Annotated in this window: 14 protein-coding genes and 1 pseudogene; 10 read left to right on the top strand and 5 right to left on the bottom strand. The window is 31.4% G+C overall.

The features are described 5' to 3' along the window. Window positions 1–328: 328 nt before the first annotated feature. The 4 genes from F7B34_RS04610 to cbiM all read right to left on the bottom strand — a co-directional run bounded on the left by F7B34_RS04610 (window position 329) and on the right by cbiM (window position 3,225). Window positions 329–1,264 (bottom strand): energy-coupling factor ABC transporter ATP-binding protein, encoded by a 936-nt coding sequence (locus F7B34_RS04610; RefSeq protein WP_292460665.1) that lies wholly within the window; start codon window positions 1,262–1,264, stop codon window positions 329–331. Then, a complete protein-coding gene (gene cbiQ, locus F7B34_RS04605; protein WP_292460664.1) occupies window positions 1,261–2,082 on the bottom strand; it encodes a cobalt ECF transporter T component CbiQ in 822 nt (273 codons plus the stop codon). The genes F7B34_RS04610 and cbiQ overlap by 4 nt, the downstream gene beginning before the upstream one ends. A 131-nt stretch (window positions 2,083–2,213) precedes the next feature. Continuing rightward, window positions 2,214–2,564: a PDGLE domain-containing protein gene (locus F7B34_RS04600; protein ID WP_292460663.1), complete on the bottom strand. Its 351-nt coding sequence runs from the start codon at window positions 2,562–2,564 to the stop codon at window positions 2,214–2,216. Beyond that, window positions 2,554–3,225 (bottom strand): cobalt transporter CbiM, encoded by a 672-nt coding sequence (gene cbiM / locus F7B34_RS04595; protein WP_292460662.1) that lies wholly within the window; start codon window positions 3,223–3,225, stop codon window positions 2,554–2,556. The genes F7B34_RS04600 and cbiM overlap by 11 nt, the downstream gene beginning before the upstream one ends. Before the next feature lie 203 nt (window positions 3,226–3,428). On the opposite strand from cbiM, the gene F7B34_RS04590 reads away from it, so the two are divergent. From F7B34_RS04590 to F7B34_RS04575, 4 genes are all read left to right on the top strand, one after another. Beyond that, on the top strand, window positions 3,429–5,726 hold the full coding sequence (locus F7B34_RS04590) for a DEAD/DEAH box helicase (protein ID WP_292460661.1): 2,298 nt from the start codon (window positions 3,429–3,431) through the stop codon (window positions 5,724–5,726). Between the two features lie 323 nt (window positions 5,727–6,049). Beyond that, entirely contained in the window at window positions 6,050–7,399 is a 1,350-nt protein-coding gene (gene pyk, locus F7B34_RS04585) for a pyruvate kinase (protein WP_292460660.1), read from the top strand. A 50-nt stretch (window positions 7,400–7,449) separates the two neighbouring features. Next, window positions 7,450–8,574, top strand: coding sequence for a chorismate synthase (gene aroC / locus F7B34_RS04580; protein WP_292460659.1), 1,125 nt, complete (start codon window positions 7,450–7,452; stop codon window positions 8,572–8,574). An 86-nt stretch (window positions 8,575–8,660) separates the two neighbouring features. Further along, window positions 8,661–9,584: an aldolase gene (locus F7B34_RS04575; protein ID WP_292460658.1), complete on the top strand. Its 924-nt coding sequence runs from the start codon at window positions 8,661–8,663 to the stop codon at window positions 9,582–9,584. Between the two features lie 17 nt (window positions 9,585–9,601). Here F7B34_RS04575 and F7B34_RS04570 read toward each other — a convergent pair whose 3' ends face one another. Beyond that, window positions 9,602–10,060 (bottom strand): methanogenesis marker 9 domain-containing protein, encoded by a 459-nt coding sequence (locus tag F7B34_RS04570; protein WP_292460657.1) that lies wholly within the window; start codon window positions 10,058–10,060, stop codon window positions 9,602–9,604. 178 nt (window positions 10,061–10,238) lie between these two features. On the opposite strand from F7B34_RS04570, the gene mtnA reads away from it, so the two are divergent. The 6 genes and pseudogenes from mtnA to F7B34_RS04540 form a co-directional block, all read left to right on the top strand. Beyond that, on the top strand, window positions 10,239–11,213 hold the full coding sequence (gene mtnA / locus F7B34_RS04565) for an S-methyl-5-thioribose-1-phosphate isomerase (RefSeq protein WP_292460656.1): 975 nt from the start codon (window positions 10,239–10,241) through the stop codon (window positions 11,211–11,213). A gap of 157 nt (window positions 11,214–11,370) precedes the next feature. After that, window positions 11,371–12,687, top strand: coding sequence for an aspartate--tRNA(Asn) ligase (aspS, locus tag F7B34_RS04560; protein ID WP_292460655.1), 1,317 nt, complete (start codon window positions 11,371–11,373; stop codon window positions 12,685–12,687). Between the two features lie 210 nt (window positions 12,688–12,897). Further along, entirely contained in the window at window positions 12,898–13,170 is a 273-nt protein-coding gene (locus tag F7B34_RS04555) for a helix-turn-helix domain-containing protein (protein WP_292460654.1), read from the top strand. Beyond that, entirely contained in the window at window positions 13,167–13,850 is a 684-nt protein-coding gene (locus tag F7B34_RS04550) for a transposase (protein ID WP_292460653.1), read from the top strand. The genes F7B34_RS04555 and F7B34_RS04550 overlap by 4 nt, the downstream gene beginning before the upstream one ends. Window positions 13,851–13,890: 40 nt before the next feature. Beyond that, a complete protein-coding gene (locus F7B34_RS04545) occupies window positions 13,891–14,043 on the top strand; it encodes a zinc ribbon domain-containing protein (RefSeq protein WP_367116343.1) in 153 nt (50 codons plus the stop codon). Window positions 14,044–14,098: 55 nt separating this feature from the next. Next, window positions 14,099–14,283 (top strand): annotated as a pseudogene (locus F7B34_RS04540) (RNA-guided endonuclease TnpB family protein); the annotation flags it as partial.

The raw sequence follows: 14,283 nt of genomic DNA, 5'->3' as shown, positions 1-14,283 counted from the left end.
TATAGATAATTATAGATATTTAAAATAACATTCATTATTTATTTTTTTATTTATTTTTTAAAAGTTATTAAAGTCTCATTATCTATTAAATAAGATTATAATGTTAAAATACTTAACTTTATTAAAAAACTTCATTTAAGATTTAGAATTAAATATTCTTTTTTTGGTTTTATGTGGTTCTTATTTTTCCATTTTCCTTATCTATTTTATTAAGTTTTTAATGTAATTCACTGTTATTATCGCTATAACTATCAATATGTATCCTATTTGTATATTTAACATTTTAAAAGGGTTTCTGATTATCCACTTACTTAAAAATATATATTTTTTATTCTTTTTTATTATTTACATTATTCAATATGGATTTCAACAATTCATAACCTTCATCTATATTGATTGGTATTTTATCGATATTATTATTGCCAAGATCATCCTTTATTTTTTTAAAAAGTTTTGTTATCTCAGGAACATCTAAATTTTCTCTTTCAAGTAATTCTACATTGGAAAAAACATCTCTTGGATATCCACTAAAAATTATTTTTTTGTTTAAAACATAGCACATATCTGCAACAGATATTAGATTTGGATCGTGGCTTACAAAAACTATTGTTTTACCCATTTTATTCAATTTTTTTATCAATTGAATGATGTATTTTTTACTCTTTGGGTCTAAATATGATGTTGGTTCATCCATTAATATAACCTCTGGCTCTATGGACATAACAGATGCTATTGATGCTTTTTTCTTTTCCCCACCACTTATATTATAGGGATGTTTATCTTTTAATTTATAAATATTCATATCTTTAAGGGTTTTATCTGTGGAATTTATTGCTTTTTCTTTTGAATATAAATGCAATGGTCCAAAAGCCACATCGTCCCATACTGTTGGACTAAAAAGCATAATATCGGGGTCTTGGAATACAAAACCCACTCTACTTCTAAAATATTTCATAGATTCTTTATTGGTGAGAATTTTTTCAGTTAATTTTTTTCCTTCAAAATAAACTTCTCCATTGCTGGGAAATTCCAAGCCATTTAAAATTTTTAACAATGTAGTTTTCCCAGCACCATTTGAGCCAATTATTGCTAATATTTCACCCCTATAAACCTCCATATTAATCTTATCCAATGCCAATGTTCCATCAGGATATTTATAGGATACATTTTTTAATTTGAAGATTATCTCTTTATTTATATTTTTATTTACATTATCATTATTTATGCCTATATTATTACTGATATTATTTATATTTTCACTCATAATATACACCTATCAATAATTATTGCAATTGCCATTATAAAAATTGAAATTATTAAAAATATGTAATCTTTTGTTTCAGTGTGAAATTCAGAATATGTTTGAGGTTCATTTAAATAACCCCTTGAAAGCATGGCATAGTATAGGTCTTCACCCATCTGATGCGTTTTTATAAACAAGGCCCCCATATTTTTTCCAGCTTCTATCCAACTTTCCTTCATACCCAAGTTTTTGCATAATCTGGATTTTCTTGAATACATGGAATCTATAAGTGTATTCATAAGAAGAAAAATATAACGATAGGCTATTGTCATTATGGTAATTACCATATCAGGAATCCCAAGTTTATTTAATGATTTTGTTATATCGTTCCATGTTGTTGTTATTGTAAGCAAAACTGCGTAGGATACAGCAGTAGCAACTCTCAGCGTAAATATTGTGGCATAATATATTCCCTCATATGTTATGGCTATATACGGACTGTTAAGTAAAACATAAATTGGTTTTCCAGGTGTTATAAATATAATTGGTAAGGCTATGATACCTGTAAATATTGGAATAAAAAACCATACTCTCTTTAAATAGTGTTTCAATGGAACATTGGAAAAATAACAAAAGATTAAGGATAAAACATATAATCCAAAAATAACCTCCAAATGTTTCGTAAGAACAGTTATAACTACAAAGGAAAGAATAACTATCAATTTTATTTTAGGATTTATGGATTGTAGTATGCCCCTACTTTTTGCATATTTTTCTGCAAAAACTGCCTCATTTATATATTTAATAACGCCTTCAATGGTTTTATCAAATAATTTCATTAACTCACCAATTAAAATTTATTACCAATAATACGCTACCTAATTATAAAATATTAAAAATTTTGAATAATAATATATAAATAATTTATAAAAAATTAAAAAAGTATGTATAGAAATATATTAATTAAATATTATTGATTGTAGTTGGATGAAGATGGTTTTATTATTTTTATGAGGCCATAGTATATAGCCAGAGCCAATATAACCCCAACTATTGCAGATATTATATAACCTATGGAAGCATGAACAGGGTCATCCCATCCAGGAATATCATAATCTGGAAGGGGAGCATAGCTCCAAATATCTGAAAGAGATTCAAGACCTGAAATATTGGCATGAACACTACTGCTTAAATCTTCTACTCCCCATTCTCCCCAAGCATCACCGTAATTCCATGTTAGTAAAATACCCAGTGGAGATAATACCACCAAAATACCAATAACTATAAAAAATTTTTTTACCAGAGGGTCGTTAAAGTTCATTTTTTTCACCACCTTCAAGTTTTGAGAGATTAAATAAATCTGGTCTTGACTTTTTAATATACCATACCACTATTGCAGTTACTATGGCAGCAGCTGGTCCAGCGGTTGTTAAGTGAGCCAATGCCATTGCTGGAACTGATACTGTAAATGGGTAAGGACAATAACCTGGTTGTATAAATGGTTGGATTCCAAATTCAAATCCTGCACAAATTGCAGCTACAACAATACCAATATACGCACCAATACCACTTGCAGCAACATCTCCAATTTTATCCTTTAATATTTTATAACAGTAATATCCAACAAATGGTAGAACTACTCCCATATTAAAACAGTTTGTCCCAAAGGAAGTTATACCGCCATCTCCAAAAAATAATGCCTGTATTAACAATACTATCGAAATAGCAACTGTTGCTATCCATGGATTACCCATTAATATTGCAATTAAGGTTCCACCTACCATATGGGCAGTGGTTCCATCTGGTACAGGTAGGTTGTACATCATTACAAGAAAAGAAAATGCAGTTAATACCCCAAGTAATGGTATTTGTTTTGGATGCAAGGTTTTTAACTTTTTAATTGCAATTGCCCAAATAAACAGCATTACAATATAAAATATTGCACATGTTATTGGGCCTAAATACCCATCAGGTATATGCATATTTTCACCTTTTTTTATATTTTTTAATATTTAGTTATATATTTGTAATACAATAATACATATACACAAATAAGTAATATATATAATTTTCTATAAATTTTTTTTGTAATAATTATTAAATATATTTTTATAAATGGTATTATCAAAAAAATTATATATATGCTAAACATTAAAATTTAAAAAGAATAATTTGGTGTAAATATATGTTAAATACCCTATTGGAAGTTTTAAAAGAAAATGGTATTACAGAGCTCAGGCCACCACAAAAAAAAGTAATTGAAGGGGGGTTATTAAACAAAAATAAAAATTTTTTAATCTGTATACCGACGGCAAGTGGAAAAACACTTATCGGTGAGATGGCATTTATAAATCATCTTTTGGATAAAAATAAAAATCCCACAAATAAAAAGGGATTGTTTATCGTTCCATTAAAGGCACTTGCAAGTGAAAAATATGAGGAATTTAAAGAGAAATATGAAAAATATGGTTTAAAAATAGCATTGTCCATTGGAGATTTTGACGAAAAAGATGAATTAAGGGAATATGATTTAATAATCACCACTGCGGAAAAACTTGACTCGCTTATAAGGCATAAGGTTGAATGGATAAAGGATGTATCTGTTGTAGTTGTGGATGAAATCCATTTAATAGGGGATGATGGGAGGGGAGGAACCCTCGAAATTCTACTTACAAAACTAAAAAACAAATACAATACCCAAATAATTGGACTATCTGCCACCATAGGAAATCCCGAAGAGTTTGCCAAATGGTTAAATGCTGAACTTATTATGGACGAATGGAGACCTGTTGAACTAAAAAAAGGATTAAGTTATGACGATAAAATCATGTTCATTGATAATGAGGGCAATGTGGTAGAAGAGTATATCATTAATGGAACATCTAAAAACAGCATGTTTAATCTTGTAGTGGACAGCATTTTAAAGGATGGCTCATGTTTGATATTTTGCAATTCAAAGAGGGGAGCAGTTAATGAGGCAAAAAAATTAAATTTAAAAAAATATTTATCAGCTGATGAATTATCGGAGCTCCGAAATTTAAAAGAGGAAGTTCTAAGTGCCCTTGACCCACCAACAGAAACCTGCAAAACCCTTGCGGAATGTATTGAAAAGGGCGTAGCATTCCACCACGCAGGTTTAACCTATGAACAGAGGAAAATTGTTGAAGATGGGTTCAGAAAAAAACTTATAAAGGTAATATGCTGTACTCCAACTTTAAGCATAGGCATTAACGCACCATGTAGAAGGGCGATTATAAGGGATTTAAGGAGATTTTCCAATAGGGGTATGGTTCCAATTCCAAAAATGGAAATCCATCAATGTATTGGTAGGGCGGGAAGACCAAATTTAGACCCCTATGGAGAAGGAATAATATATGTAAGCAATACGGAGAATCCGGAAACCATTGAAAATGCAAAGAATTATTTAATTGGAAATATGGAGGAAATTTACTCAAAGCTATCTAATCAGAAGGTTTTAAGGACTCATATACTTGGGTTAATTACCACAGGCGAGGTTAAAAACAAAAATGATTTAGAGGAATTTATAAAAAATACATTCTATGCTCATCAATACCAAAATACTGAAAAAATTTTAGAAAATATTGATGAAATAACCAATTTTTTAAAGAAAAATGGATTTATACAGTTAAATTACGGTTCAAATGATAATAACAATAACAGTAATATAAAAATGCTTGTATTGGATGATAATTCATTGACCATTAAATCAAGGAATAAAGAGGAAAATATATCTTATACCATCACACCCCTTGGAAAGAGAGTCTCGGAGCTCTACATAGACCCACTAAGTGCAGAAATTATCATAGATGGATTGAAGGAGCTCCACAAAAAAACATTAAATTCAATGAATCCAAAAACAATGGATTACTATATTTTTCATATACTATATATAATCTCAAAAACCACCGAAATGCAGCCAGTTTTAAGAATAAAAAAATTTGAAGAGGAGGATTTAATTTATGAGATGATAAATTTAAACATAGGTATAGATATAAATGATGATATATCTTTGGAAAATTTAGAATATTTTAAAAATGCCAAAATGTTCTATGATTGGATTAATGAAGTTCCAGAGGAAAAAATTTTGGAGAGATATAACATTGAACCTGGGATTTTAAGATATAAGGTGGAACAGTCAAAATGGATGGTCCATTCCACAAAGGAAATATTTAATTTACTGGATATTGATAATAAATTCATAAGAGATTGTTTAAATGATTTGGAGATAAGAATAGAATATGGTGCAAAACAGGACATTATAGAGCTCCTAAAAATAAAACATGTTGGTAGAGTCAGAGCTCGAATATTATATAATTCCGGTATAAAAAATGTAGGAGATATTGTTAATAATCATAAAAAAGTTGTTAATTTATTGGGAGAAAAAATAACAAAGAAAATTTTAGAGGAACTGGGTGTGGATGTTAAATTTGGTCAGATGAAACTTTCAATGTATAATATATAATTAAAAATACTAAAATATACTAAAATACTCAACATGTTAATTTAAAATAAAAAAATAACTGCTCAGCTGTCCCCGTTGTCATCACGAATCAGTGAAGTCGGCACTCATCATTGCAGTTTAATGAAAAAAATTGGATATATTACAATTTATCATTATAATATATTTGCATTGTTTTTTATAGATTATGTTCTTTATATTATTTATTAAATTATTAAATTATCCACAATAATTATATTTTAATTATATATACATATTTTAATTATAATCTTATTTACCATTAATTGAAGATATTCTGACATTTTATAATATATGAGGGGTTAAAAATGAAAAATTTGGACCGTAAAACAAAAATATTGATAACAATGGGACCGTCAATTGAAAATAAATTAAAAGATGTAGTTAAACTGATAGATGGTATTAGATTCAACATGTCTCATACCAATGTTGAAGATATTAAAAAATATCTGGATATTTTAGAGAAAAACAACATTGCAAAACTAATGGATTTAAAGGGGAACAAAATAAGAATAAAAAAGACATTTAAGTCAGAGCTAAAAAGTGGGGATGAGTTCGTAATTGGAAAAGATATAATATTAACATACCATCCAGTAGATGAAACAGAAGAAGGACATTTTATACTTATAAACGATGGAAAGATAAAATTAAGGGTAAAAGAAATAAAAGATAATTTAATATATTCTGAGGTATTAATTGGTGGCACTGTAAAAGAGGGAATGGGTGTAAATCTGCCGGATACTCATTTAAAAATGCCTATAATATCCAATGAAGATATAGAAAACATAAAATTTGCCATTAAACATGATTTTGAATACATAGCACTGTCTTTTGTTAGAAACAAGAATGATATAATCAATTTAAGAAATATAATATATGAATATGGGGGAGATACTTCCGTAATAGCTAAAATAGAGACGAAAGAGGGATTAAGAAATATAGTTGAAATAGCAGAATATTCGGATGGCGTCATGGTTGCTAGGGGGGATTTAGGTGTCGAAATTCCTATTGAATACCTACCAATAGAACAAAAAAATATAATAAATATTACAAATAAATGGGGAAAACTGACAATAACTGCCACTCAAATGCTTGATTCAATGGTGTCTAATCCATACCCTACAAGGGCAGAGATAACAGATATTGCAAATGCCATATTTGACGGAACGGATTGTTTGATGCTATCCAATGAAACGGCAATTGGAAAATATCCAATAGAGGCTATAAAAGTTATGAACAAGGTTGCAAAAATTTCAGAACAGAATATGGAAAAATTCGCTGTAAAAACTAATTTGGAGTGCTCATCTATTTCAACGGGCATAGCACATGCTACATACACCCTTTACACAAAATTAAATCCAAAGATAATAATGACACCAACATGGTCTGGAAAAAGTGCCATGCTTATATCAAAGTTTAGACCAAATGTTCCGATAATAGCTCTAACTCCAAAGATGGAAACATTTAAAAAATTAAGGCTTGTTTGGGGTGTGGTTCCTTACCATGTTGATGAAGTAAATAATATGGATGATATATTGGAAATATCAAAGAAGGTAGCAGAAAGTATGATTGACGAAGGCATATATATAACCACGCTGGGCCATCCAATTGGCAAGAAAAAGACCAATGTGATTAAGGTTGAAGTTATAAAAAGATAATAAAATAAAAAATATTTATACTATACATAATTATAAATTATGGTGGTATTATGAATACATTTGGAAAGATGTTTAGAGTAACGACATGGGGAGAGAGTCATGGAAAAGCACTTGGTGCGGTAATTGACGGATGTCCATCAAATTTACCTCTTACAGAGGAGGATATACAAAAGGAGCTCAACAGAAGGAGACCGGGATACAGTCTTTTTTCCACACCACGAAAGGAGGCAGATGAAGTTGAATTACTTTCGGGAGTTTTTGAAGGAAAAACAACGGGAACTCCAATTTCAGCATTAGTCTATAATAGAAATCAAAAATCAAAGGATTACAGTAAGATAAAGGACACACCAAGACCCGGGCATGCCGATTTTACCTACGGCGTAAAATATGGAAATTACGACTATCGCGGAGGAGGAAGGAGCAGTGGAAGAACCACAATAGGACATGTTATAGGCGGTGCAGTTGCAAAAAAACTTTTAGATTATACCTACAACATTAAAATAGTAGGATATGCTGTGAAAATTGGAAAAATTGAAGGAGATTTTAACTACTATTCAAAACCCGAGATATTTAATCCAAATAACATTGACAATATAGTTGAAAAAATCGAAAATAATCCATTGAGATGCCCATCTTCAAATTCTGATGAAATGAAGGATTATGTACTTGATGCCATGGAAAACAAAGATAGCGTTGGGGGAATTGTGGAATTGGTGGCATTAAATGTTCCCGCAGGCGTGGGCAATCCAATATTTGGAAAACTCAGTGGAGAGCTCGCAAGTGCCATGATGAATATAAATGCAGTTAAGGGCGTGGAGATAGGAAGAGGTTTTGAAAGTGCAGAGCTCTATGGAAGCGAGATGAACGATGAATATTATTACGATGGTGGAAAACTACAACTAAAAACAAATAACTGCGGTGGAATATTGGGTGGCATAAGTTGCGGAGCTCCACTTGTTTTAAGAGTGGCAATTAAGCCAACACCATCAATTTCAAAAATCCAAAATACTGTTAATGTAAAAACAGGTGAAAATCAAGAGATAAAAATTGGTGGAAGGCATGACCCAATAATTGTTCCAAGGGCAATTCCTGTTTTAGAATCTATGGTTGCCATTACACTTTCAGATTTGATGATTAAAGGGGGTTTTATTCACCCTTGCAGATTATCAAAATAGAAAAAAATATATAGTGGGAGAGGTAAAAGCTTTATATTAAACTACAACAATAATAATATATAAATTCAAAAATATAGAGGGGTTTTATGGAAAATATCAAAATATTGTCAAAAAAAGATGTGTTAATTCCAGCAGATGTTCCGGCAAATAAAAAGGAAGAATATATAAAAAATTACCTTGAATTAACAAAAAATACTGGAAGGTTAATGCTTTTTGCAGGCGACCAAAAAATAGAGCATTTAAATGATGATTTTTATGGTGAAGGCATATCAAAGGACGATGCCACTCCTGAGCATTTTTTCAAAGTAGCTTCAAATTCAAAAATAGGGGCATTTGCTACTCAGTTGGGATTAATAGCTAGATATGGTGTAGATTATAAAAATATAAACTATGTAGTTAAAATAAATTCAAAAACAAATCTTGTTAAAACATCCCAAAGAGACCCTATAAGTAAGGCATTGGTTGATTTAAATGATGTTGTGGAGTTTAAAAATAACTCTGGACTAAATATTTTAGGAGTGGGATATACAATATATTTAGGAAGTGAATTTGAACATGAGATGCTTTCTGAGGCTTCAAGAATAATATATAACGCCCATAAAAATGGATTAATTGCTATATTGTGGATATACCCAAGAGGAAAGGCGGTTAAAAACGAAAAGGACCCTCATTTAATAGCGGGAGCCACAGGTGTTGGGGCATGTTTAGGGGCAGATTTTGTTAAGGTCAATTATCCCGAATGTGAAAATCCTGCCGAAGCATTTAAGGAGGCAGTTTTAGCCGCAGGAAGAACAAAGGTAGTTTGTGCAGGTGGAAGCTCCATAAACCCAGAGGCATTTTTGCAGAGGTTGTATGACCAAATACATATAAGTGGTGCAGCGGGAAATGCAACAGGTAGAAATATCCATCAAAAACCATACGAACAAGCTGTAAGAATGTGTAATGCAATATATGCCATTACTATTGAAAATAAAACAGTTGATGAGGCTTTAAAAATATATTATGGATAGTTATTTATTTTCTATTTCTATTTTTTTAATTTTTTTAATAAATCAAAAGTCTTTTTTAAATCACCTGTTTCAAGCAATGCCTTTTCAATGTCTTCCTTTTTAAATCCTTTTTTTTCAAAAAATTCCACGGCTTCCTCAAAGAATTTTGAATTTTTTAAAATTTCCTCAGCAAGATCTTTTTTTAAATCCATGTATTCTTCTTTATCCATTCCAATTTTTAAAAGTTCTGCATCTCTAAATGGGCAAGGTTTTGTTATTTTACAGCACCACACTAAACTACCAAAGCAGGTGTTTTTACCTTTTCCAAGTCGTGTTTTTTTTCCAAAATCCTCTTTTATTTTTATGAATTCTTTAGGGGTCATTTTTAATACATTTAATGCACGATAAATTGGACAGCCCTTTATAGGAGGGCAGCAAAAGGCAAGACCTCTTAAATCTCCTCCTCTGCATATATGAGATGGTGCATTTTCCCACATTTTATTTCCTCCATAGATTATATTCATTTATAAATAACAAATATAGATAAAAGTATCAGTCATAATATATAATATATGATATATAGGATAAATTAAAAATGTAAATACATGAATATATGAATTAAAAATATAATTAATAGATAAACATAGCGATTAAAAAAATAAAAAAGGCGATTATATGGATAGAGATTTAAGACCTATAATATGGGATGACAAAAATAACCAGTTGATATTGATTGACCAGAGAAAACTCCCAAATAGATTGGAATACTTCACATGCAAAGATTACAATGATGTGGCATTTGCTATAAAGGATATGGTTGTAAGAGGAGCTCCTGCAATAGGGGTGTCCGCAGCATACGGTATGGCACTTGCTGAATTAAATAACGACGATATGGAAAAGGCATACAATGAGTTAAAAAACACACGACCAACTGCTGTAAATTTGTTTTGGGCTTTGGATAGGTGTATGGATGCATATAAAAGCAATAAATCCATATTGAACGAAGCAAAAAAGATTCACGAAGAAGATATTGAAGTATGTAGGAAAATAGGGAAAATCGGGGAAAAAATTATTGATGATGGAGATACCATTTTAACACATTGCAATGCAGGAGCTCTTGCAACTTCGGCATATGGGACAGCTTTAAGTGTTATCAGGTTTGCACACTACAATAACAAAAAAATCAATGTTATAGCAGATGAAACAAGACCAAGACTTCAAGGTGCAAAGTTAACGGCATTTGAGCTTAACTATGAAGGTATTCCAGTTAAAGTAATTTCCGACAATACCGCGGGTTTTTTAATGAAAAAGGGGATGGTTGATAAAATTATAGTTGGGGCAGATAGAGTTTTAAAGGATTATACTGTATTTAATAAAATAGGTACTTATTCCCTTGCGGTTCTTGCAAAATACCACAACATACCCTTTTATGTGGCAGTCCCTTATTCAACATTTGACTTCAAAAATGATTTAGATGATATTGTAATTGAAGAAAGGGATGAAAATGAGGTTATATATATAGACGGTGTTAGAATAATTCCAGAAGGGGTTTCGGCATATAACTATGCCTTTGATAGCACGCCGCCGGAATTAATTACGGGAATAATTACCGAGAAGGGTATAATCTATCCCAATGGGAATAAAATATAATGAAAAAAATATGAGCATAAAGTAAAAAAATAAAAATAAAAAATAAAATTATAAAAATTAACGAAAAATTATTTATAATGTAAATTACTTTTAAATTATGTTAATTCTTATCATCATAATCAAAAATATACATTTAAAAATAAAAAAGGATGATAATATGTATGTATTAGGAGATTGGAGAAGAACACATTTTTCAAATGAAATAACACCAGAAATGAACGATGAAGAAATTATTATTATGGGATGGGCTCATTCCATAAGAAAATTGGGAAAATTGGTATTTATCATATTGAGAGATAGAGAGGGTACAGTCCAAATAGTAGTTCCTAAGCAAAAGGTATCCGAAGAGGTATTTGCAACTGCAAAATCCGTAGGGAGAGAGGATGTTCTCGCTATAAAAGGAAAGGTTGTGGCAAATGAAAAGGCACCAGCAGGATATGAAGTAATACCAATTGAAATTAGAATATTGAACAAGGCAGATACCCCCCTTCCATTAGACCCATCAGAGAAGGTTCCTGCGGATATTGACACAAGATTGGACAAAAGATTTTTGGATTTAAGAAGACCAAAAATACAGGCATTATTTAGATTAAGGTCTGAAATGTTCAAATCAGTAAGGGATACATTTTATGACAGTGGATTTATTGAAGTAAATACCCCAAAGCTTGTGGCAAGTGCAACAGAGGGAGGAACAGAATTATTTCCTATATCCTACTTTGAGAGAGAGGCATTTTTAGGTCAAAGTCCGCAGTTATACAAGCAGATGATGATGGCAGCAGGATTTGACAGAGTGTTTGAAATTGGTCCTATATTCAGGGCAGAGGAACACAACACAAGAAGACACTTAAACGAGGCTATATCAATTGACTGTGAAATGTCATTCTCAGATGAAAAGGATGCAATGAAAGTTCTTGAAAAGATAGTCCATAATGTGTTTGCTGACCTTTATGAAAATAACCAGAAGGAGTTCCAAACATTGGGTATAAATTTAACTGTTCAAGAAACACCATTCCCAAGATTAACCTACACAGAAGCAGTTGATATTGTAAATTCAAAAGGAATAGAAATGGAATGGGGTGAAGACTTTTCAAGAGCCGCTGAAAAAGCACTTGGAGACTCCATGGAAGGATTCTATTTCATCACAGACTGGCCAACTGAAACAAGACCATTCTATACACTTCCCAATCAAAAAGACCCTAAACTCTGTAAGGCATTTGACTTAATGTATAAAGATTTGGAGATTTCATCCGGAGCTCAGAGAAACCACAAATACGACTTACTTGTTGAAGGCATAAAAAGAATGGGACTCAACCCAGAAGGCTTTGGAACCTACTTAGAAGCATTTAAATACGGTATGCCACCACATGCAGGTTGGGGATTAGGTGCAGAAAGATTTATGATGATAATCACATGTCAGGAAAATATTAGGGAGTGCGTCTTATTCCCAAGAGATAGGCAAAGATTAACCCCATAATATTTAACTTATTCCGCAAGAAGTCCCCTTCCGTAAGGGATTAAACAAAATCCTTCGGATTTTGTAGCCCTCCGCTTCGCTACGGGGGGATGAATCCTCAAAATCCCTTCGGGATTTATACGGTTTCCTTCGCTTCGCTCGGAAATGCGGGCAAAATTTATATAGTTTTAGCATAAACTACTATTTATAAGTAATCAAACTGTGATACCAATGATGAGGACTTACAAGTTCAGGATTTGCCCATCCAGGAAAATCAGAAAAACAATAGAAGAGCATCTAAATATTTGTAGATACCTCTATAACTATCTTTTGGAACAAAAAAATAAAAACCCAGAACTAAACAAAGGAGATACTCAAAAACTAATCACAGAGCATAAAAAGGAGAATCCTGAACTTAAAAAAGTCCATTCCAAAGTCCTTCAAATCTCAAAAAATCTCTTCGAGATTTTTATACGATTTTCTCGCTACGCTCGAAAATGGTGAATAATAAACTTTGGAGCAACCTCAAAGCATTAGGAAAACTAAAACAGAATGGACATAAAGTAGGTAAATTAAGATTCAAATCATCTAAAAATCATTACAAAACATTAGAATACAACCAGTCAGGTTTTAAGATTAAGGATAACAAACTTTACCTATCTAAAATAGGAGAAATTCCTATAAAACTACATAGAAAAATTAAAGGAGAAATTAAGGGAGTAATCATAAAAAAAGAATCAACTGGTAAGTGGTTTGCATTCTTCCAAGTGGAAGAAGAACCTAAACCACTACCTAAAACCAATAAGGTTGTAGGTATAGATTTAGGAATCGATGGCTATACCATCGATTCAGATGGCAATAAGTTTGAAAATCCAAAGTTTATTGATAAAACTTTGGATAAAATAAAGAAAGTCCAGAAAAACCTATCTAAAAAGATTAAAGGTTCTAATAACTACAAAAAGACCAAATTAAAACTTATCAAGGTTTATGATAAACTAAACAATCAGAAAAATGATTTCCTTCATAAACTATCAAGGTATTACATAAACAATTATGATAAAATAGTATTGGAAGACTTAAAAATTAAGTCCATGATTGAAAACAGAAAAGGTCAGAAAACTCTAAACCGTCATATTCTTGATAGTTCTTGGAAAAAATTCATAAACTTACTTCTCTACATCTAAAAATTTGCTGCGCAAATTTTTATGATTTAGCAAATCTCCGATTTGCCAAAAGGCGGAAGGTGCTGGTAGAGAAGTAATACTTGTAAATCCTTCCTATACTTCTAAAAAGTGTTCCAACTGCGGTTGTGTTGTTGATAAATTAAAATTATCCGATAGGGTAATTTTTTTGTCCCAACTGCGGTTGGAAAATTGATAGGGATTACAACGCATCCCTAAATATACTAAAATCAGGGCTGGGAGAGTCCGTTGTGCCTGTTTGGCGAATCGAAGATTCGCTAAATATCAAAATGGACGAAGTCCATTTTAAGACGGAGGGGAGTAATTCACTCAGAGTTATACCTTATATAAAGGTAATCTCTGGGTTAGAATCCCCTATGAGTCAGGAAGCCTTGCCCGAAGGGCGAGGGCTACGAAAACCGAAAGGTTTTCGTTC

The sequence above is a fragment of the Methanothermococcus sp. genome, assembly GCF_015523155.1.
Taxonomy (GTDB): domain Archaea; phylum AGJL01; class Methanococci; order Methanococcales; family Methanococcaceae; genus Methanofervidicoccus.
This window is presented reverse-complemented; position numbering and strand designations above follow the sequence as displayed.

Bases quoted from the DNA above. Each gene is read 5' to 3' on its own strand.
- mtnA (WP_292460656.1), top strand. From the start codon at position 10,239: ATGGATAGAGATTTAAGACCTATAATATGGGATGACAAAAATAACCAG.
- aspS (WP_292460655.1), top strand. From the start codon at position 11,371: ATGTATGTATTAGGAGATTGGAGAAGAACACATTTTTCAAATGAAATA.
- F7B34_RS04555 (WP_292460654.1), top strand. From the start codon at position 12,898: ATGATGAGGACTTACAAGTTCAGGATTTGCCCATCCAGGAAAATCAGA.
- F7B34_RS04600 (WP_292460663.1), bottom strand. From the start codon at position 2,564: ATGAACTTTAACGACCCTCTGGTAAAAAAATTTTTTATAGTTATTGGT.
- F7B34_RS04610 (WP_292460665.1), bottom strand. From the start codon at position 1,264: ATGAGTGAAAATATAAATAATATCAGTAATAATATAGGCATAAATAAT.
- aroC (WP_292460659.1), top strand. From the start codon at position 7,450: ATGAATACATTTGGAAAGATGTTTAGAGTAACGACATGGGGAGAGAGT.
- pyk (WP_292460660.1), top strand. From the start codon at position 6,050: ATGAAAAATTTGGACCGTAAAACAAAAATATTGATAACAATGGGACCG.
- cbiQ (WP_292460664.1), bottom strand. From the start codon at position 2,082: ATGAAATTATTTGATAAAACCATTGAAGGCGTTATTAAATATATAAAT.
- F7B34_RS04570 (WP_292460657.1), bottom strand. From the start codon at position 10,060: ATGTGGGAAAATGCACCATCTCATATATGCAGAGGAGGAGATTTAAGA.
- F7B34_RS04590 (WP_292460661.1), top strand. From the start codon at position 3,429: ATGTTAAATACCCTATTGGAAGTTTTAAAAGAAAATGGTATTACAGAG.
- cbiM (WP_292460662.1), bottom strand. From the start codon at position 3,225: ATGCATATACCTGATGGGTATTTAGGCCCAATAACATGTGCAATATTT.
- F7B34_RS04575 (WP_292460658.1), top strand. From the start codon at position 8,661: ATGGAAAATATCAAAATATTGTCAAAAAAAGATGTGTTAATTCCAGCA.